The organism is uncultured Planococcus sp. (assembly GCF_947501725.1).
GTDB classification, from domain to species: Bacteria; Bacillota; Bacilli; order Bacillales_A; family Planococcaceae; genus Planococcus; species Planococcus donghaensis_C.
In genome coordinates, this window is sequence record NZ_CANMXD010000003.1 from 257,119 (window position 1) to 275,416 (window position 18,298).

Genomic DNA, 18,298 nt, shown 5'->3' on the forward strand with positions numbered 1-18,298 from the left:
CAAAGTAAAAAAAAAGGATATGGAGGCGGCAATTATCGTACTTGGCGATCTATTTTCTTCTTACTTTTCGGAAGATCCGACAAAGGCGGAAAACAACTCTCCTACATGGATGACAGAAGTACTGCCCTTGCAAAAGGAAAGGAGAGCAGTAATGGACACGGGAATGCGTTTAAAATACCATCGTTTAAAAAAGAGAATCAGCTTGGAAGATATAGCCTCTGGCATACTGTCTCCCCGGGAACTGAAAAAAATAGAAATCGGCAGTAAAGATCCGGCGTTGAAAGACTTGGAAGCATTATGCAAGAAATTGGCTATACCATTAGCTCCCAAAGATAATCCGATTGGAAAAGTACTCGTAAAGAATTTCAAAAACTCATTATTACATCCTCAAAACAAAGCTAAAATCATGGAGCAGTATGCAGACATACAAGGTCATCCTTTACTGCATGCTGATGAAGATGTGGAGTTGGAATACTCCATTCAACAAATCAGGTATTTCATCATTACCGGAGATCTGGATAGTGCTGAAGAAAAAATTAAAGAAGTGGATCGATTCAGGGAATTTATGAACCAGGAACAGTTTTACCTGTTCCATAAATACAACGGCAACTACAATTACATCCTGAATGATTTCGAAAAAGCATTAAAGACCTATCTTGTTGCAGAAAAAATCGCACCTAATACGATTTCTGCTTCTGAACTCGGAGATCTCTATTATTCAATTGGAATTTCCAGCACTAAGTGCAGAGAAACAGAAATGGCGTACAAATATTCGGAGATGGCGCTAAAAATTTACCAACAGGAATTCATTCCTAAACGTATTGTCGAATGCCACTTAAATATCGCGATTACGCACCAGCATTTCGGCAATTTCAGAATGTCAATGGAACATTATAAAAATGCTTTGACGATAGGAAACAAGCTGGAAATTGATATTCTGCGTTTTACGACAGAATTTAATTTAGGGTATTCATACTTTTTGTTTCAAAATTATGACCTTTCAATTGTCCATATTGAAAATTCCTTAAAATACATTCACCCAGAATACACTGCCGATCTTTTATTAAGTTATTGCATTTTAATTAAATGCCAATATGAAGTCGGGAATTTTGAGGCTGCAAAAGAATGGATCCGTAAGGGCTTAGAAATTGTCGAAAACAAAAAATTGAATATTGATTCTCCAACTAACCACATATTTAAAGAAGCTTATATCGAATTTATATGCTTAGTACATCTTTTAGAAAAGAAATACGATAAATTCGAAAATTATGTTCTAAACCAATTGATTCCTAGCCTTGAGGCTACAGATAATTATTTTGAAAGCGGGTATTATTTTGGACATTTGGGCCAAATATACTATAATCAAGGACGCTATAAAGAATCAGCTGAAATTATGAACAAAGCAAGAGAATCATATAGAAATATCAATACATTATTTAGGGAGTGAAAGTGATGAAAAAAGGCATTACGATTTTGTTCTTTTCTGTTCTTGCAATAAGCAGTTTAACTATTAATAATGATTCAAGCTCATCAGAAGAAGTTGCTGTCCAGGCCCGCGTTCCTGAGCCTTGGTCGGTCGGCACTGAAATTGCTGTCCAGGCCCGTGTCCCTGAACCTTGGTCGGTCGGCACTGAAGTTGCTGTCCAGGCCCGTGTTCCTGAACCTTGGTCGGTCGGCACTGAAGTTGCTGTCCAAGCCCGCGTCCCTGAGCCTTGGTCAGTCGGCACTGAAGTTGCTGTCCAGGCCCGCGTTCCTGAGCCTTGGTCAGTCGGCACTGAAGTTGCTGTCCAAGCCCGTGTTCCTGAACCTTGGTCTGTTAAAAACCAACAAGCTTGATACATTTAATCATACCCGGTTGCCGCTTATGTCATAAAGCGGCAATTTTTTTATTTTCCTGAACTTATGGATGGAGGGATTTTTATGAATAGACAAGTTACAGGTACCTTACCTGCCGGCTACGAAGCTAAACGTACGTTTAACTTAGCTAAGGACAAGCATCTGAACGGGATGATTCAATTCTCTTTCTTATTCATCACTGGCGTCTTGATCAGTCTAGCTTTGTGGACTGGCTTGCCTTTGTCAACCGACTTGAACCCTTTTCTATCGTTTCTAGTCACTGTATTGTTGGTTTTGATTTATATGGCCTTTCACGAACTTACTCACGCTCTCTTCATAAAGTTCTTTTCGGGGAGTCGACCTTCCTTTCGGATTCGCTTCCCATTTCTTTCCGTCGGGAGCGAAGCAGTCTTTAAGCGGGGCAATTTTATTGTCATCGCATTAGCTCCTGTATTATTATGGGGAACATTGCTTATTATCCTGTTGTTAGTCATTCCTGAGCGCTTCTTTCTCAGTATTTTTATAGTAGTGATCGTAAATTTCGCTGGGTCGGGAGGCGACTATGTACAAGCCTCTATTGCTTTCAACTCGCCTGCACATACTTTGTTTCAGGACAATGGCAAAGAAACAACGTTGTTTGTCCCATCAGAAAACGAAAAAGATCCAGGGAATAACTAATCCCTGGATCTTTTTATATTCAATTGTAGTTTTGTCTTTACTGATTTTGTTTTTTATCCACTAAACACTCATCGACGAAACGTTTGAAGATATTCATCGATGCCTCATCCCCTTGAAGGGCAAATTCTTCCGGATGCCATTGAATTCCCATCGCAAATTGGTGGTTTTTACTTTCCAGTGCTTCCACCAATCCGTCTGCCGCATAAGCTGCTACTGTCAATTGTTCTGAGACATCTTTAACTCCCTGATGGTGGAAGGAGTTTACATTGAACTTTTTCTCCTGCATGATGTCATATAGTAAGCTTTCATCTTCTAAAGTTACAGAATGGGTACGGTGAGTCCGCATCGCCATTTGCTTATGCTGATGTAAATCCCCTTCAAACTGGGACTCTAAATCCTGATAGTTAGTGCCGCCCAATGAAATATTGAACATCTGCAAACCCCTGCACATTCCAATGAAAGGCTTATCTAAATCAAGAAACTTCAAAATCAATTCTTTTTCATATTCATCACTGCCAGGATATACTGCTCCCAGGCGCAGATGCGGCTCCTCGCCATATAAGGTAGGATTAACATCTCCTCCCCCAGTGACAATCAGCCCATCCAAACGCTCACATAACAAGGGAATATCTTCTTTATCTACGATAGGTACAATTAATGGTAAACCGCCAGCCTGCAGAATCGCTCTGCCATATACAGGATCCAGCGAGTATGTCTGATCTTCTTCCACGCGTGCTGTTATGCCAATTACCGGCTTATCTTTTACTGTCATTTTTTTTCCTCTTTTCCACTTAATCAGTTGTCCATTGTTTTGTATACCCTAGTGCTCCAAACCAGTAAACATTTAAACTGCAAACTATGTTCTTTCCATTCTTTCCCTGAGAAGATCTCACTTCTTCTCATTATGCAGGCAAGTACAATTCCCACTACTTGATAACCAATAAAAAAAACCCCTATTAAGGGTTTTTCAACAATGTACATCCTTCTCTGGATCGAAGCGAAAACGATTTAAATCGATTTGATCATTCGAATCCACTTCTACACCTTCGGCCTGCAGCATCTCTCTTTGGAAAGATCGGGATTCTTCATCTAAAAGGGCAATGCGGCCTTGAACATTTACGATTCGGTGCCAAGGCAAGTTGTACTTTGCACTCATGCTGTGTAGAATCCTTGTCACTTGCCTGGCTGCCCGGGGACTTCCAGCAGCCGCAGCAACTTGTCCGTAAGTCATAATTCTGCCAGCAGGAATCTGCTTTATAATCGTTAATGCTCTTTCAGTAAAATTCTGCATCCATTCCATCCATTCTGAAAACTTTCAATTACGCTTTTTTCTTCAGGTTTTCCACTTCGGCTAGTAAGCTGCCGGTTTTATACTCTTCAAGAAGTTCCTGCGCAAATTCATATAATGGCAACTTTCCTGCATCTATTGCAAGACCACCACTTTCAGCGTGTTTGCATTTATAATACTCTATCATATGGGCAATCAATTCTTCAAGACCTTGAAGTGATTGTTCATTTTGATGCTGCAAGGGACGAGATAAATCAATGCCCTTCGCTTCATTTAAATAAAGGAACTTCATTTGTTCCATATTATCGACTGCTTGGTCAAACAATTGCTGGTTCTTATCCAAACGATAGAAACTTCTCCAAAAAACAAAAATCTCTTTCGCAACTCCCAGCTTTTTTGCTCCCAGGGAAGCATTCAACCCTTCTACTACACAAATTTCATACATGATTTTTCTCAATGATTTTTTGTATTCTCTTTCTACCACACCTTTATACTGCATGTATCTCATTAGTATACCTCCCCGGAATAATCACGATTTTTATGCTCTTCCATCCTGTTCCATCAAATATTTCTATATCTTCGTATGATATCTTCGTCTTCAAAAGACCCCATATTGTGATAGGCATGCAAGTCATGGATTTGCTGACCGATAGAAAAAACAGCGGGTTCACAATTAGCGATTCCTCTTTTTATCTGAGTATCTTTATTTGCTTCCCCTTGAAAGTCTCCACCTAAGTGGAAGAAAGTATAATAATTTTCTTCTCCCCACTCAGCAATTTTCAGCAGAAGGGTTCGGAGCGTATTTTCACTTTCCACTTCGGATAAACTTCCCTCGAGATGGTAATAGATCGTATCCCCCATAGCAAGAACATAGCATGCTGAAACCAATTTGTTTTCGTGGTAAGCCCCAAATAAATGTAGATTAGGCCCCATGGAACTGATCAATGTCTCAAAATAATCATTGGTGAAAAAATAATAGCTGTCTGCCTCTTCCCTTCTTCTTGCTGCTGAATAATACAACACCAAAAATTCAAACATATGCCGAACCGTTCCAAGTTTTTTGACCACTAAATCCAAATCCTTTTCAGCTTGTCCAGTGGGCGACTGTTTTTTTGTGGTGGAAGTGAAATAATCTTTCAGTTTGATTGTAAAAGTTTCATACAATGGAGAGAGTTTCAGGTGATCTTTGAAAAACTGGGCATTTTCTTTGAGAGGATGAAAACGTATATATTCAGCAATAATCTTTTCACTCTGACAATACTCAACAAAAGCTTTTCGAAAATTGGCTGCCAGTTTGGAATGATTTTTCCCTGCTTTTAATATAGGACCTCCATAACCGAAGGGAGTCGTAACGTCAAAGTAAGGGGTGTTTTCATCGCTTATACGCCTTTTGATGAAAGGATAGGCAACTTCGCCATCTTCATCCTTGTAATAGAAAAGCAAAGCTTCTCCCGGATCTAATTTCAAAGCCGATAGAAAATATTGGCTCGTATAGTAAATATCCGATATCTTCAAAATATCAAGAATCCGTTGCCAACGACTATGTTCTTGTATTGATATTAGCTCGTACATGCTTTCCACCCCTGCTTCACCTAGAAAATCACTTAAACACTGTCTGCAACTGATTCTCTTTTTTTCGTATCTTTCTTTTTTTTGCATTGGCAGCTGTTTTTAATGCAGTGATGCCGAATGCTGAAAAAATGCTGAAAACTAATCCACAAACCGCTGCTATCATCAGAGCGGACAGCAGCTCATTTCCACTCGGATTTATACTTCCATCCTGCGAAGATGCCAGCGAAATAATCGTGACATTGTCCGCTTTTAATGAATTTTTCACCTCATTCTGAAAAGTGAATGCCAATGCATCAGCAATTTCAATTGCCTGTTGGGTACTGCCAGAAGAAACAAGGATTGTTAACACCGGTGAATGACCGGAATAACTTATCTCCACCCGCTCCCGAAGTTGGGAGATGGACATTTTTAATCCAAGGTTTCCCCTTACCCGCTCCAGTACTTCTGGACTTTCGATAAAGGCTGCATATGCTTCTAAAGTTTGAAAATCTACCTGGTTTTTTTCTGCAGCCAGGCGCGGGATCGCTGGCACTGATTCTTGGATAAGCAATTGGCTGGATACTTGGTGCTCAGGTTCGATAATAAAAACAAAAACAGCCCATACTGCCAGCATCAAAAGAAGGATGAGTCCAATTGTGAAGCGAATTTGTTTTTTCAAGTTCTTCAATAAGGGCAATACAACTTGCTTATTATTCACAAACCTCTCCTCCTTCGCTTAAAACAGATGGTTTTTTTGAAATTATTTCTAAAAATTCAGATTATTATAGTTCATTTATATCATAAATCATTGGTTCAATCTACACTTTTAAGGATATTTTTTAAATTATTCAGAAAAAATATAAGCACTTAGACTATGCAGTTAAATTTTTTTATATTTATATCCTTATGTTTAGGCATTATTACCCTTATATGTGAGTAGAAATACTGATTCTTAAGACTTGTTCTTCCCATAACAAATAAGTAGTTGGAGCTTTTATTCCACATTGAAAAAAGCCTTTTTACTCGGCACTTATAGATCAATCTTTTCCATGCCTTCTCTACTTTTAACCAATAAAAAAAGGCATCTCTCAATAAATTGAGAGATGCCTTTCGCCGTTAATCTTTCCACAAACCGATAATGCCGTTTCTACGGTAAATGATTTGCTTCGATTCGAGCGTTTTTAATACTTTCGTTAAAGTTTGGTGTGAAATAGTAATATCTGTTGTAATTTCTTTGATGGTTTTGAAAAGCACACCTTCTGAAGACGCGTTCTTTAAAAAATAACGTATAAACCTTTCACCAATTTCTGCTGTTTTTTCAGTTTCGGATGAAAAATATTCACGGCATTCGTTTAAAATCTTTTCTTCCGAAAAATTTCTCGTTCTATTATGCACTCGATTTTCCATTACTTTCATCTAACCACCTCCAAAAATTGCAGCCCTTTGATAGGTACTTACTCTTCCTATACCCTTTCTCTTTAAAAATAGTCACTCTATTTCAATTAATACTGATAATTCCAAATTTAATTTTAATTATCCATTATAAGGATTTTATTTCCCGATTAAAGTTAGGTTTAAAATCTACTTTAAAATCTATTGAAGACAGCAAAAAACAGGAAAAGAGTATTTCTTTTCCTGTTTCATTTAAATGCAACGTACACTTCTATTTTATCGATTCATCGCGTCTTCAACAAAATCCTTGAGTACATGGATGCCGGTGACGCAATCATTCAGAGACGACCATTCTTTCGGATTATGGCTAATGCCATCCTTACTTCTGACAAAGAGCATAGCCACCGGAATAAAACGGCCCAAGTTCATAGCATCATGTCCCGCTCCACTTGGAATATAGGTTGGGGAAATTCCGAATTTTTCCAGGGAAGCCGCCAAACGCTCTTGGAGTTCTTCCGCAATCGGCACCGGTTGAATACGCGTGTTCAACTTACTGTTCAACTGAATATCGTTTTTCGCCGCAATCTTTTCTGCCTGCTCGACCAATTGATCGATGAGGCGGTCTCTCGGTTCTTCATTTATATCCCGAATATCGACAAGCAGTTTCACTTTTTCAGGGATGACATTCGCTCCATTAGGAAAAACCTCTAATTTTCCGACCGTCGCTACTGCAGTATCACTGACCGTTTTTGGAAATTCAGGGATTGTTTGCAGGAATTCCGCTGCTGTTACCAACGAGTCTTTTCTTCCAATCATAGGCGTGTTCCCTGCGTGTCCCGCTTCTCCGACAAATTCCACTTCGAGCCAGGCGGGACCTGCAATTCCATTTACAATCCCCACCGGCTGATCTGCCTTTTCCAACTTTTTGCCTTGTTCAATATGAACTTCCACAAATAGTTCCAATTCACTTAAATCCCGTTTAGCCGTTTTAAAAGCATCTAGTGTACTGCCGTAGTGAGCCAATACCTGCTCCAAGGTTTCTCCGTTATAGTCTCTGAGCTGCGCCATCTCCTGCTCAGTGATTGCACCTGTCATTGCCTGGCTGCCCGTTAATCCGCTATTAAAGCGGGATCCTTCTTCATCAGAGAAGACAATGACTTCATAAGGCTTCTCAGGAAGATAGCCGATCTCTTTCCATGATTCTGCAACTTCCAAAGCAGACAAAACGCCCAGAGGACCGTCAAAATTCCCTCCATTCGGCACACTGTCCACATGGGAGCCGGAGGCAATCGCCGCTACGTTGGATTTCCCTTCCAGCCTTGCCATGATATTGCCGGCTCCGTCTTCCTTCACCAACAACCCGGCTTCGGCCATCCATTTTTTCACAAGCTCTTTTGCCGCTTTTTCTTCATCCGAAAATCCTGGCCTTTTTACGCCTCCGACCTGTACGAATCCGATTTGGGACAATTCATAAAGCCGTTTTGCAATCCGCTCTCCATTGATTCCTGAATGGTCGAGTGCAGTATCATAGTCTTTCATCAACTCTTCGTATAAAGGATTATCATTATTCACGGGTATGATTTCCTCCTTTTTTAATCGCGCTTCATTACTTGGTTAAAAACGACCAGGCATATTGTGCATAGAGCTCTGCGCCTGTTGCCATTGCATCTTCATCAATATTGAACTTGCCATGATGATGTGCCCATTGTGTATCTTTATCGGAATTTCCGCTGCCCACCAATGCAAAGCTGCCGGGAACTTCATCCAGATAAAACGAAAAGTCTTCTCCGCCCATTGTCGGCTTTTCATCATAAATGGAATTTTCACCGAACGCTTCGCTGGCTACTTGCTGGACCAACTGCGCACTTTCTGTTCCATTGATGACTGCCTGTGTCCCTCGTATATACTCGACTTCAGCAGAACCTCCATATATGGCAGCCGTGTTGTCAGCATAGACTTGAAGCTGGCTTTCGATATGGTCACGGGTCGCAGGATCAAAGCATCTTACCGTACCTTCAATCTCCGCATTTTCAGCAATGATATTAAAGCGGGTTCCGACGATCATCTTCCCGACAGTCACAACCGCCGCCTGCTGGGGATCGATGGTACGCGACACGACAGACTGCAGATTCATGACGAATGAAGAAGCGATGATGGCTGCATCGATGCAGGCTTGCGGAATTGCTCCGTGTCCGCCCTGCCCCTTGAAATGCACTTTGAAAATATCTGCTGAAGCAAATGAAGCGCCCGGGTTGCAGGCAACTGTATTCGACGGGCTTTGAGACCAGATATGGATGCCGAACACATCATCAACACCTGCCACTGCTCCTTGTTCGACCATCGCTTTCGCACCAGTCGCCACTTCTTCTGCAGGTTGGAAAATAAACCGGACATTTCCTGGAATTTCATCTTTTACACTGACCAAAGCTTTAGCTGCAGCTAAAAGCATGGATGTATGCGCATCGTGTCCACAGGCATGCATTTTTCCAAGTTCTTTTGACTTATAAGGTAGATCCACATTCAACTCTTCCACAGACAAAGCATCCATATCAGCTCGCAATGCGACGGTCTTGCCTTCTTTTCCGCCTTTCAGCTCTCCGATTACACCAGTCGGTTCTGTCTTACGCGCTTCAATGCCAAGTTCCGTTAAGTAATCATAGACAAATTGGGAAGTTTGAAACTCCTCCCATGACAGTTCCGGCTCGCTGTGTAGCTTGCGGCGGATTTGAATCATTTCTTCGTTGTTTTCTTTGATAGCGTTTTTTATGGTTTGGTTAATCATGATGAATTTCCTCCAGTTCTATAGGAAGCCGACAAATATGCCTGCCAATATAACAGAAACAATCGTAACGGTGATAAATCCTGCGACCAGCATCGGAGGCAGCATATGGCTGGTCAGCACTTCACGTTCTTCTTCGTCTTTCGTCAAGGAATTGATGACTTCCACGGTGATGATATAATCGGCTGGGAAACCATACAAAGCTGTCAGGGAAACCGCAAATGCCATTTCTTTGCTGACTTTAAGCAGTTTGCCGATGATGAATGAAAAGATATACATTCCTGCAACACCGATGACGATACAGCCGATAAGCGGGTAGAGGATTTCCAGCATCATGCTCGGAGTGGCATTTTTCAAGCCATCGAAAATATATAGCAGCAACCCCATGATCGCAAATCCGAATCCGTTCGCTTTCTGCAGCGGATGGCGCTCCAGGAAACCGATGCTGCGCCCGATTACACCGAACAGTAGACATAGGACAAACGGGCTGATTTCCACTACTGGCGCTGCAAGGACAGATGTCAGATACGCAAGGTAACCGACCAATGCAAGACGGAAAAATTTGAAGAAATCGGTGTTATATTTATCCGGCATATTGGCAAACATACGCGGCTCTTTTACGGTCTTGCCGGTCGTCCCTTTTTGTTCGCCAGGCAATTGCTTCGCAGTCAGTTCATTATTTCTGTATTTAGCCAACAGATTTTGGCCTTCTTTTTTCAGCATGATCGAAGTCAGCGGATAGCCTGCAAATCCTTGGACCACATAAATGACGATCGCAAAAACAGCCAGAGTCGGGAGTCCAGCAGCAGTTGCCCCTTCCGACATGATCAGCGCAGAAACCAGTCCGCCAACCAATGGCGGTATCGCAACCACTACCGTTTCAAAGTCGAACAGCAGGATTCCGATACTGAACAATGCAGCAATAATTCCTAAAATACCGGATATGGCAATCAGGATGGTTCTCCATTGATTTTTTAATTCTTCCAGCGACAAAAGCGTTCCCATATTGGTGATCAATAGATAAATGAGCATTACTGCTACTGCCGGCGGAATACCTGCAATCGCGACAATTTCAGGAGGAAAGAACGTCCAGTATCCCAGCAGGAACAGGACTCCACTGATAAATATCGAAGGAATCCACGCTTTGGTGCGGGTTGAAACTGCTTCGCCAATAAACAATACAAAAATCAAAATCGTTAACGCCAGCATTTGAGCCATTTCCATTTCCTCCCTTTTCTTCCTGATTACTAATAAGCTATTGAAATCAAAGCTTTACAAAGAGTGTTTTTTTAATGATGCAATAGTAGCACACTATCGGAAGCTAATAAATAGAATAAAACGACTATTTTGAAATAATATTAAATTGAATAATGATTCATGTTTTATGAAAACGATTCCAACGCCTATATATTGCATATCAATCTATACTTTCTGAAATATGTCCATTTTACGAACTGCCGGCCCTTCAATTGGTTCGCAACGTTTATCCCTCATCCATTAGAGGTATTTATTAGGATAAGCGAAAATCAAAAGGAGGATTCAAACAAATGGATGGCAGACATTATATCAACGGCGAGTGGACCGATACAGGTGATGGAAAAATAGAAGTGATGAATCCGGCAACAGGTGAAGTCGTAGGTTCAGTGCCCAACGGCGGTGAACAGGAAGCTACTGCAGCAATCGAGGCAGCGGCTGCGGCTTTCCCGGAATGGTCAAAAACGACAGCTTATCATCGTGCTGAGCTTTTGATGAAATGGCATGATCTTCTTCTTGAACACAAAGAAGAAATAGGTGAAATCCTGACGAAGGAAATGGGGAAACCACTGGCTGAAGCCATTGGGGAAATCGAATATTCAGCTTCATTCGTCTCCTGGTTTGCAGAAGAAGGCAAGCGCGTGTATGGCCGTACAATTCCGGCAAGCAAAGACGGCAAACGGATTCAGGTCAACAAACAGCCCGTCGGCGTTGTGGTCTCCATTACACCTTGGAACTTCCCAGCAGCCATGATGGCCAGAAAAATGGCTCCTGCCCTTGCTGCGGGTTGTACATTTGTAGCCAAGCCTGCAAAAATGACGCCGTTGACTGCAGTCAAGATGTACGAGCTCGCCATTGAGGCAGGCTTCCCTAAAGGCGTCATCAACTTGGTGACCGGCAGCGCAAGTAAAATCGGCAAGGTTTTCACCAGCCATCCGGACGTCCGCAAACTGACATTCACAGGCTCTACTGAAATCGGCAAGGAATTGATGAAGCAGGCTTCTGAAACCATGTTGAACCTGTCTCTTGAACTTGGAGGACACGCACCGATCATCGTTTTGGAGGATGCCAATATGGAGCTGGCAGTTGAAGGTGTCATGGCATCGAAATTCCGGAATGCCGGGCAGACCTGTGTCTGCGGCAATCGGATTTACGTCCAGCAAAGCATCGTCGAGGAATTTTCCCAGAAACTCCAGCAAGCTGCAGGCAACCTGAAAGTCGGCAATGGGCTGGATGAAGGCGTCCAGATCGGGCCGTTGGTTGATAAAGACGGCTATGAAAAAGTCGAAAATCATGTCAATGATGCTGTCGAAAAAGGAGCGAAAGTATTGGTAGGTGGAGATGGCCGTTCCGAGAACAATGCCTATTTCTATAATCCTACCGTGTTAGTCAACGCCACTTCAGATATGCTGGTCATGAATGAAGAGACATTCGGCCCTGTAGCTCCAATCATGTCTTTTGAAACGGATGAAGAAGCGGTCAAGCTCGCAAATGACACCCGTTTCGGCCTAGCAGCCTACTTCTTCACTGAAAGCATGTCCCGCGGCACTTACTTATCCGAAAACCTGGATTACGGAATTGTCGGCTGGAATGATGGTGCCCCTTCAACAGCCCAAGCTCCATTCGGCGGTATGAAAGAAAGTGGTGTAGGCCGCGAAGGCGGACAGGAAGGCTTAGAAGCATTCCTGGAAACCAAATACATTTCTATAAAGCTATAAGGTAAAATCCGCATGTTAAAACGAGAAAAAAGCGATCCGGAAAATCCGGATCGCTTTTTCTTGTTCATACAACTGTTTCGCCAATTTTAACCCCTTTGGAAGAGGGCCTTGTAACCATGCATTCATAAAGTGGGAATTTCTCCGCCAATTGGGCGGCCACCTCTTTTTCCCTGCCTTTTTCTACCGCGATGAACAAAGATGGCCCTGCGCCGCTGATGGCCGAACCAAAGACATCAAGCTCGAGGCAACTTTGTTGAATCGCATCAAAATCAGGAAATCTATCTTTCCGGTAGGGTTCATGAAAAACATCTTTCTGCATCATCCGGCCTGCAGTCCGCCAGTCTCCTCTTGCTAAAGCGGCTGACACAACATTTCCGGCAGCGCTGCCGCGTATGGCTGTTTTATGGGCTAGGGCTTCCGGAAGCAGGTTCCGTGATTCCGCAGTCAGAAATTCTGTAGGAGGAACCAAGATCACCACGCCGATTTCCACTTCTGGAACATGGACGACTTCAAGATTTTCTTCATCAAAATAAGAAATTGTCAAACCGCCAAGAAGTGAGGCCGAAATATTGTCCGGATGGCCTTCCATTTCCGTTCCGATTCTCAACTTCTCTTTCATCGGCAGCTTTAACCCGATTAAACGATCCGCAATTTCAATTCCTGCAGCAATTGCAGATGCACTGCTTCCAAGCCCTCTGCTTAATGGAATCTCTGTCTCCACAACCAATTTCGCAGTGGGAAGTGGTTGGCCGTATTTATCCGCAACTGACTGCGCAGTAGCAACGATCAAATTGTCGTTGCCACTTGCAATCTGCTGATAGCCTTGATCCTTGTATTCGACCAGCCACTCTTCAGCCGGGAAAACATGGACGAACATATGAAGGTCCAACGCCAAGCCGATCGAATCAAATCCAGGACCCAGATTGGCCGTTGAAGCAGGAACGGTCACCGAAAATTCTTTCCAGCTCATATCTTCACTCCTTTTTTAAGATCCTCCCAAAAACGTTCCATGTCTTCCGGAACAAGAAGTGCTTTATGCTGATTAACCGAAATCGCAGTTTCAGGATCTTTCAGTCCGTTGCCTGTCAGAACAGCAACCACTTTCGAACCTTTCGGCAACATTCCATTCTCTACCTGCTTTTTGATGCCCGCAATAGAAGCGCATGACGCAGGTTCAGCGAATACCCCTTCAGTTGAAGCCAGTAACTGGTAGGCTTCCAGGATTTCTTCATCTGTTGCCGCTAGAATCGTGCCATCTGATTGATCCAAAGCATCGAGTGCCAACTGCCAGCTTGCCGGGTTTCCGATACGGATGGCTGTCGCCACCGTTTCCGGATTTTCGACAACTTTATTATTGACGATCGGTGCTGCTCCGGCTGCTTGGACACCCAGCAACACCGGACGCTTCTCGCCTGTACGTTCAGCATACTCGGTAAAGCCTTTCCAGGATGCCGAAATGTTCCCGGCATTCCCGACCGGCAAAGCGAAGATATCCGGTACTTGGCCCAATTGGTCGATCACTTCAAAAGCAATGGTTTTTTGGCCTTCAAGGCGGTAAGGGTTGACGGAATTGACTAGCGCGATGCCAGCTTCCTGACCAACTTCACGCACCATCTGCAGCGCTTCGTCAAAGTTTCCTTTGATTTCAAGAATTTCCGCTCCATACATTTTGGCTTGCGCCAATTTCCCAAGTGCGATGCGCCCTTCCGGAATGACAACGATGGTCCGCATACCCGCTCTTGCACCATAAGCTGCTGCTGAAGCGGAGGTATTGCCTGTTGAAGCACAAATCAATACGGTCTTGCCTTCTTCTTTGGCCTTGGCGACAGCCATTACCATGCCTCGGTCTTTAAAAGAACCGGTCGGATTCGCACCTTCCAGTTTTACATAGAGGTCAATTCCCCATTCTTTCGATAGTTTCTCCAAATGCACCAAAGGCGTATTGCCTTCCTGCAACGTCAGTGAAGGGGTGTTTTCTGTAACTGGAAGCCATTCTTTATGTTCTTCGATCAATCCTTGCCATCTCATGCTGTTTCCTCTCCTTCTATGCGGTAATGGCTGATGACGCTCGCCGTTCCTTCTAATTCACTTAATACATCCAAATGCTGCTGTCGGGAAATCTGATGCGTCAGCAACACCAATTCGGCTTTTCCATCATCCTGTGCCGGCGATTGCATGACCGATTGGATGCTTGCTCCGTGTTTGCTGTAGACGGAAGTCATTTTCGATAAAACACCGACTTCATCGTTTACCAACAAGCGGTGGCAGTATTTTGCAAACCGTTTCGATTCCGGTTTCATGACACGTTCGTGTTGTGCAGCATGTGCACGTTTTCCGTTGACGCCAAGCTGCAGGTTACGGCAGGCTGCAATAATGTCGGAGACCACTGAAGTGGCCGTCGGCAAAGATCCTGCTCCCGGACCATACAGCATCGTCTCTCCTACAGCATCACCGTATATGTACACGGCGTTGAATTCATTGTTAACAGAAGCCAGCGGATGTGAGTTTGCCAGGAAGATCGGTTCTACCGAAACTTCGATTCCGTCATCGTCTTTAGTTGAAGAACCGACCATTTTCATGGTATAACCGAACTTATTCGCAAGCTCCAAATCGCCATCGCGAATTTCCTTCATGCCTCTGACCAGGACGTCATCCAGGTGGACTTCTGTCGAGAATGCCAGAGAAGACAAGATGACCATTTTCCGTGCTGCATCGATGCCATCGACATCCGATGACGGGTCTGCCTCAGCATAGCCAAGTGCAGTCGCTTCAGCCAATGCGTCGTCATAAGTCATATTCTCTTGTTTCATTTTTGTCATGATGAAGTTGGTGGTACCGTTGACGATTCCCATCAAACTGGAGATCCGGTCTGATGCCAGACCATCTTCCAATGTGCGGATGATCGGCACTCCGCCGGCGACACTTGCTTCATAGAAAAGATCACATTTTTCGGCATCCGCAAGTTTCAATAGATCATGGCCATATTCCGCCATCACGTCTTTATTGGCGGTAACGACCTGCTTGCCGGATTTGAGCGCTTTTTCGATGGCTGATTTCGCACCGTCTATGCCGCCCATCACTTCAACGATGATATCGAGAGAAGAATCATTCAATATTTCTTCTATATCCGTCGTGAAAACACTCGGATCTAAACTGGAAAGCCGGTCCTTATTGGCATTTCTGACCAGTACTTTCCGGATTGAAACCTGGGCACCTAATTTATGATGCAAATCCTGCTGATGCTGCTGGATGATTTTAGCAACTCCGCTGCCCACTGTTCCAAGGCCTAATAATCCGATTGAAATTTCATTTTTCATTGACGATTCCTCCCATGGTGTGTACACTGTGAAAAAACAGCTGTTTTTGTCATAGGGACATTATAGTATTATATCTTACTTAAAACAACCCTTTTACAGACTATTAAAAAAGATGGGACTTGATTGGATGAAAGTTAGCAAATTTGGCGGTACCTCAGTAGCTAGTGCACAACAGATAAAAAAAGTGGCAGAAATCGTTAGAGCAGAGCCTTCTCGCAGGATTGTCGTCGTTTCTGCTCCAGGCAAAAGATTCGATGGTGACGTAAAAGTGACCGATTTGCTCATCCAATTATCAGCAGCAGCACTTCGTGAAGAATCGACTGATGCCGCTCTCGCCAAGGTCTTAGGAAGATATTCGGAAATCGCTGATGGATTAGGGTTGGGCAATGATATCATTGAAGTCATCGAAACAGACCTCTTGAATCGCCTTCAAGCAGATAAAAGTTCTCCCCCTCTTTTTGCAGACTCGATTAAAGCGAGCGGTGAAGATAACTCTGCAAAATTGATTGCCGCTTACCTGACCTCCATCGGTCTTACTGCCGAATACGTCAATCCGTTTGATGCCGGGTTATTTGTAAATGGATTGCCGGAGCGTGCCCAAGCTCTTCCGGAAGCTTATGAACGTTTGGCAGATCTGCGCAATAAAGAAACCATCACCGTCTTCCCCGGCTTTTTCGGCTATACAAAAGAAGGCGTGCTCCGGACTTTCGAGCGCGGCGGCTCAGATATCACCGGATCCATTCTGGCAGCTGCAATTAAAGCGGAGCTATACGAAAACTTCACCGATGTCGACTGTGTATTTGCGGCCAACCCGCGTGTCGTCGACAACCCAGTCGAAATCGAGCAGATGACTTACCGGGAAATGCGCGAACTTTCGTATGCCGGATTTGCTGTATTGCATGACGAAGCACTTATGCCTGTCTTCAAAGCGGCTGTTCCGCTATGCATCCGCAACACCAATAATCCAGCAGCACCCGGTACAATGATCGTTGCAGAGCGCGACCATTCGCTGCGCCCGGTAACAGGAATCTCAGCAGATAGCGGCTTCTCGACATTGTACGTCAGTAAATACTTGATGAACCGCGAAATCGGTTTCGGCCGCAGACTTCTTCAAATACTGGAAGATGAAGAGATTTCCTATGAACATATCCCATCCGGCATCGATAATCTGTCTGTCATTTTGCGCAGCCATCAATTGTCCGCTGAAAAGGAACAGCGCATCGTGGACCGTGTAAAGTCGGAGCTCCAGGCCGACGACGTCCATATCCGCAGCGATTTCTCCATGATCGTTTTGGTTGGAGAAGGCATGAATAATACAAAAGGCCTTACTGCCCGCGCAGCAAATGCATTTGCCAGAACAGGCGTCAACATTGAAATGATCAATCAGGGATCTTCTGAGGTCAGCTTAGTCTTCGGCATCCTCAAGGAAGATGAGCAAAAGATATTGAATGAATTATACAAGGAATTCTTTGAGCCCGCTATGGTTCATTAATCAGCTATCCCCATCTTTTAACTCCTGGGCTCAAACGCTCAGGAGTTTTTTATGTAGCTGATGTTATTTTCTGAAAATTGTGATATTATGGAATTATTCTGAGAGGGGGAAAATTGATGACGGGTATTATCAAGCCGAATCCAAAGCTTTATGTAATGGATAATGGCACATTAAGCATGGATAAGAACTACATGATTTCAATGCACAACCCAGCAAGTGTACAGAATCCAAATCCACCGAGTGAGATGGTGACATTTCCGGTCTATACGGTCTTGATCGACCATCCCGAGGGCAAGATCCTGTTCGACACGGCCTGCAATCCAAATTCAATGGGTGCGGAAGGCCGCTGGGGGAAAGTGACACAATCCCTGTTTCCGATCGACATGCCGGAGGAGTGCTATTTGCATCATCGTCTGGAGGAATTGAACGTTCGTCCGGAAGATATCAAATATGTGGTCGCTTCCCATCTGCATTTGGATCATGCAGGCTGTCTCGAGCTGTTCACCAATGCGACCATCATCGTCCACGAAGATGAACTGAACGGTGCACTGCAGACATACGCCCGGAATATGAAGGAAGGCGCCTATATCTGGGGTGACATTGATGCCTGGATCAAGAACAACCTCCAATGGCAGACCGTCAAACGGACTGAAGATGGCTTGCAGCTTGCCGAAGGCATCAAAATCCTGAATTTCGGAAGCGGCCATGCTTGGGGCATGCTGGGGCTGCAAATCGAGCTTCCTGAAACAGGTGGAATCATCCTTGCTTCCGATGCCATTTACACAGCAGAAAGCTATGGCCCTCCGATCAAACCGCCTGGCATTCTCTATGATTCCGTCGGCTATACTTCTGCCGTTGAAAAAATCCGCAGAATCTCGAAGGAGACCAATTCAGATGTTTGGTTCGGCCATGATGCCAATCAGTTCAAGACCTTCCGCAAATCGACCGAAGGCTATTATGAGTAATTCAAGCACGATGGAGTTTTGATGCATA

At 43.9% G+C, this 18,298-nt stretch carries 18 protein-coding genes; 6 read left to right on the plus strand and 12 right to left on the minus strand.

Annotated features, from left to right (window positions below):
* The first annotated feature begins 19 nt into the window (after nt 1-19).
* From Q0785_RS05845 to Q0785_RS05855, 3 genes are all read left to right on the plus strand, one after another.
* Nucleotides 20-1,447 (plus strand): tetratricopeptide repeat protein, encoded by a 1,428-nt coding sequence (locus Q0785_RS05845; protein ID WP_298826932.1) that lies wholly within the window; start codon nt 20-22, stop codon nt 1,445-1,447.
* Nucleotides 1,448-1,452: 5 nt separating this feature from the next.
* Complete coding sequence (locus Q0785_RS05850) at nt 1,453-1,836, plus strand: hypothetical protein (RefSeq protein WP_298826935.1); 384 nt, start codon at nt 1,453-1,455, stop codon at nt 1,834-1,836.
* 84 nt (nt 1,837-1,920) lie between these two features.
* Entirely contained in the window at nt 1,921-2,514 is a 594-nt protein-coding gene (locus tag Q0785_RS05855; protein ID WP_298826937.1) for a DUF3267 domain-containing protein, read from the plus strand.
* Between the two features lie 37 nt (nt 2,515-2,551).
* Here the strand turns inward: Q0785_RS05855 and Q0785_RS05860 are convergent, their stop codons facing one another.
* The 9 genes from Q0785_RS05860 to Q0785_RS05900 all read right to left on the minus strand — a co-directional run bounded on the left by Q0785_RS05860 (nt 2,552) and on the right by Q0785_RS05900 (nt 10,742).
* Nucleotides 2,552-3,286, minus strand: coding sequence for a gamma-glutamyl-gamma-aminobutyrate hydrolase family protein (locus Q0785_RS05860; RefSeq protein WP_298826939.1), 735 nt, complete (start codon nt 3,284-3,286; stop codon nt 2,552-2,554).
* Nucleotides 3,287-3,481: 195 nt separating this feature from the next.
* Complete coding sequence (locus Q0785_RS05865) at nt 3,482-3,805, minus strand: MGMT family protein (RefSeq protein ID WP_298826942.1); 324 nt, start codon at nt 3,803-3,805, stop codon at nt 3,482-3,484.
* Nucleotides 3,806-3,833: 28 nt separating this feature from the next.
* Nucleotides 3,834-4,310 (minus strand): hypothetical protein, encoded by a 477-nt coding sequence (locus Q0785_RS05870; RefSeq protein ID WP_298826945.1) that lies wholly within the window; start codon nt 4,308-4,310, stop codon nt 3,834-3,836.
* 53 nt (nt 4,311-4,363) lie between these two features.
* The gene (locus Q0785_RS05875) at nt 4,364-5,374 is read right to left on the minus strand and encodes a GNAT family N-acetyltransferase (protein WP_298826948.1); all 1,011 of its coding nucleotides are present in this window, start codon (nt 5,372-5,374) and stop codon (nt 4,364-4,366) included.
* Between the two features lie 28 nt (nt 5,375-5,402).
* Nucleotides 5,403-6,032, minus strand: a complete 630-nt coding sequence (locus tag Q0785_RS05880) for a capsule biosynthesis protein CapA (protein WP_298826950.1) — start codon at nt 6,030-6,032, stop codon at nt 5,403-5,405.
* Nucleotides 6,033-6,469: 437 nt separating this feature from the next.
* Nucleotides 6,470-6,769 carry a replication/maintenance protein RepL gene (locus Q0785_RS05885; RefSeq protein ID WP_298826953.1) on the minus strand — a complete coding sequence of 100 codons (300 nt, stop codon included), beginning with the start codon at nt 6,767-6,769 and terminating at the stop codon, nt 6,470-6,472.
* Nucleotides 6,770-7,021: 252 nt separating this feature from the next.
* Nucleotides 7,022-8,323 (minus strand): M20 family metallo-hydrolase, encoded by a 1,302-nt coding sequence (locus Q0785_RS05890; protein ID WP_298827326.1) that lies wholly within the window; start codon nt 8,321-8,323, stop codon nt 7,022-7,024.
* Nucleotides 8,324-8,351: 28 nt separating this feature from the next.
* Nucleotides 8,352-9,527 (minus strand): amidohydrolase, encoded by a 1,176-nt coding sequence (locus Q0785_RS05895; protein ID WP_298826956.1) that lies wholly within the window; start codon nt 9,525-9,527, stop codon nt 8,352-8,354.
* 18 nt (nt 9,528-9,545) lie between these two features.
* Nucleotides 9,546-10,742 (minus strand): hypothetical protein, encoded by a 1,197-nt coding sequence (locus tag Q0785_RS05900; RefSeq protein ID WP_223634138.1) that lies wholly within the window; start codon nt 10,740-10,742, stop codon nt 9,546-9,548.
* 329 nt (nt 10,743-11,071) lie between these two features.
* Between Q0785_RS05900 and Q0785_RS05905 the strand changes: the two genes are divergently transcribed.
* A complete protein-coding gene (locus Q0785_RS05905; protein WP_298826961.1) occupies nt 11,072-12,496 on the plus strand; it encodes an NAD-dependent succinate-semialdehyde dehydrogenase in 1,425 nt (474 codons plus the stop codon).
* 64 nt (nt 12,497-12,560) lie between these two features.
* Here the strand turns inward: Q0785_RS05905 and thrB are convergent, their stop codons facing one another.
* From thrB to Q0785_RS05920, 3 genes are read right to left on the minus strand one after another with little or no spacing between them, the layout of a single operon-like run.
* Nucleotides 12,561-13,466, minus strand: coding sequence for a homoserine kinase (gene thrB, locus Q0785_RS05910; RefSeq protein WP_298826964.1), 906 nt, complete (start codon nt 13,464-13,466; stop codon nt 12,561-12,563).
* A complete protein-coding gene (gene thrC / locus Q0785_RS05915) occupies nt 13,463-14,524 on the minus strand; it encodes a threonine synthase (RefSeq protein ID WP_298826967.1) in 1,062 nt (353 codons plus the stop codon). The genes thrB and thrC overlap by 4 nt, the downstream gene beginning before the upstream one ends.
* Nucleotides 14,521-15,813, minus strand: a complete 1,293-nt coding sequence (locus Q0785_RS05920) for a homoserine dehydrogenase (protein ID WP_298826970.1) — start codon at nt 15,811-15,813, stop codon at nt 14,521-14,523. The genes thrC and Q0785_RS05920 overlap by 4 nt, the downstream gene beginning before the upstream one ends.
* A gap of 127 nt (nt 15,814-15,940) precedes the next feature.
* Between Q0785_RS05920 and Q0785_RS05925 the strand changes: the two genes are divergently transcribed.
* Together Q0785_RS05925 and Q0785_RS05930 are read left to right on the plus strand one after the other, a co-directional pair.
* A complete protein-coding gene (locus Q0785_RS05925) occupies nt 15,941-17,305 on the plus strand; it encodes an aspartate kinase (RefSeq protein ID WP_298826973.1) in 1,365 nt (454 codons plus the stop codon).
* A gap of 116 nt (nt 17,306-17,421) precedes the next feature.
* On the plus strand, nt 17,422-18,270 hold the full coding sequence (locus Q0785_RS05930) for an N-acyl homoserine lactonase family protein (protein ID WP_223634155.1): 849 nt from the start codon (nt 17,422-17,424) through the stop codon (nt 18,268-18,270).
* The last annotated feature ends 28 nt before the right edge of the window (nt 18,271-18,298 follow it).

Excerpts from the sequence above, each read along its gene's own strand:
- Q0785_RS05845 (WP_298826932.1), top strand. The coding sequence starts at position 20 with ATGGAGGCGGCAATTATCGTACTTGGCGATCTATTTTCTTCTTACTTT.
- Q0785_RS05850 (WP_298826935.1), top strand. The coding sequence starts at position 1,453 with ATGAAAAAAGGCATTACGATTTTGTTCTTTTCTGTTCTTGCAATAAGC.
- Q0785_RS05855 (WP_298826937.1), top strand. The coding sequence starts at position 1,921 with ATGAATAGACAAGTTACAGGTACCTTACCTGCCGGCTACGAAGCTAAA.
- Q0785_RS05860 (WP_298826939.1), bottom strand. The coding sequence starts at position 3,286 with ATGACAGTAAAAGATAAGCCGGTAATTGGCATAACAGCACGCGTGGAA.
- Q0785_RS05865 (WP_298826942.1), bottom strand. The coding sequence starts at position 3,805 with ATGCAGAATTTTACTGAAAGAGCATTAACGATTATAAAGCAGATTCCT.
- Q0785_RS05870 (WP_298826945.1), bottom strand. The coding sequence starts at position 4,310 with ATGAGATACATGCAGTATAAAGGTGTGGTAGAAAGAGAATACAAAAAA.
- Q0785_RS05875 (WP_298826948.1), bottom strand. The coding sequence starts at position 5,374 with ATGTACGAGCTAATATCAATACAAGAACATAGTCGTTGGCAACGGATT.
- Q0785_RS05885 (WP_298826953.1), bottom strand. The coding sequence starts at position 6,769 with ATGAAAGTAATGGAAAATCGAGTGCATAATAGAACGAGAAATTTTTCG.
- Q0785_RS05895 (WP_298826956.1), bottom strand. The coding sequence starts at position 9,527 with ATGATTAACCAAACCATAAAAAACGCTATCAAAGAAAACAACGAAGAA.
- Q0785_RS05900 (WP_223634138.1), bottom strand. The coding sequence starts at position 10,742 with ATGGCTCAAATGCTGGCGTTAACGATTTTGATTTTTGTATTGTTTATT.
- Q0785_RS05905 (WP_298826961.1), top strand. The coding sequence starts at position 11,072 with ATGGATGGCAGACATTATATCAACGGCGAGTGGACCGATACAGGTGAT.
- thrB (WP_298826964.1), bottom strand. The coding sequence starts at position 13,466 with ATGAGCTGGAAAGAATTTTCGGTGACCGTTCCTGCTTCAACGGCCAAT.
- thrC (WP_298826967.1), bottom strand. The coding sequence starts at position 14,524 with ATGAGATGGCAAGGATTGATCGAAGAACATAAAGAATGGCTTCCAGTT.
- Q0785_RS05920 (WP_298826970.1), bottom strand. The coding sequence starts at position 15,813 with ATGAAAAATGAAATTTCAATCGGATTATTAGGCCTTGGAACAGTGGGC.
- Q0785_RS05925 (WP_298826973.1), top strand. The coding sequence starts at position 15,941 with ATGAAAGTTAGCAAATTTGGCGGTACCTCAGTAGCTAGTGCACAACAG.
- Q0785_RS05930 (WP_223634155.1), top strand. The coding sequence starts at position 17,422 with ATGACGGGTATTATCAAGCCGAATCCAAAGCTTTATGTAATGGATAAT.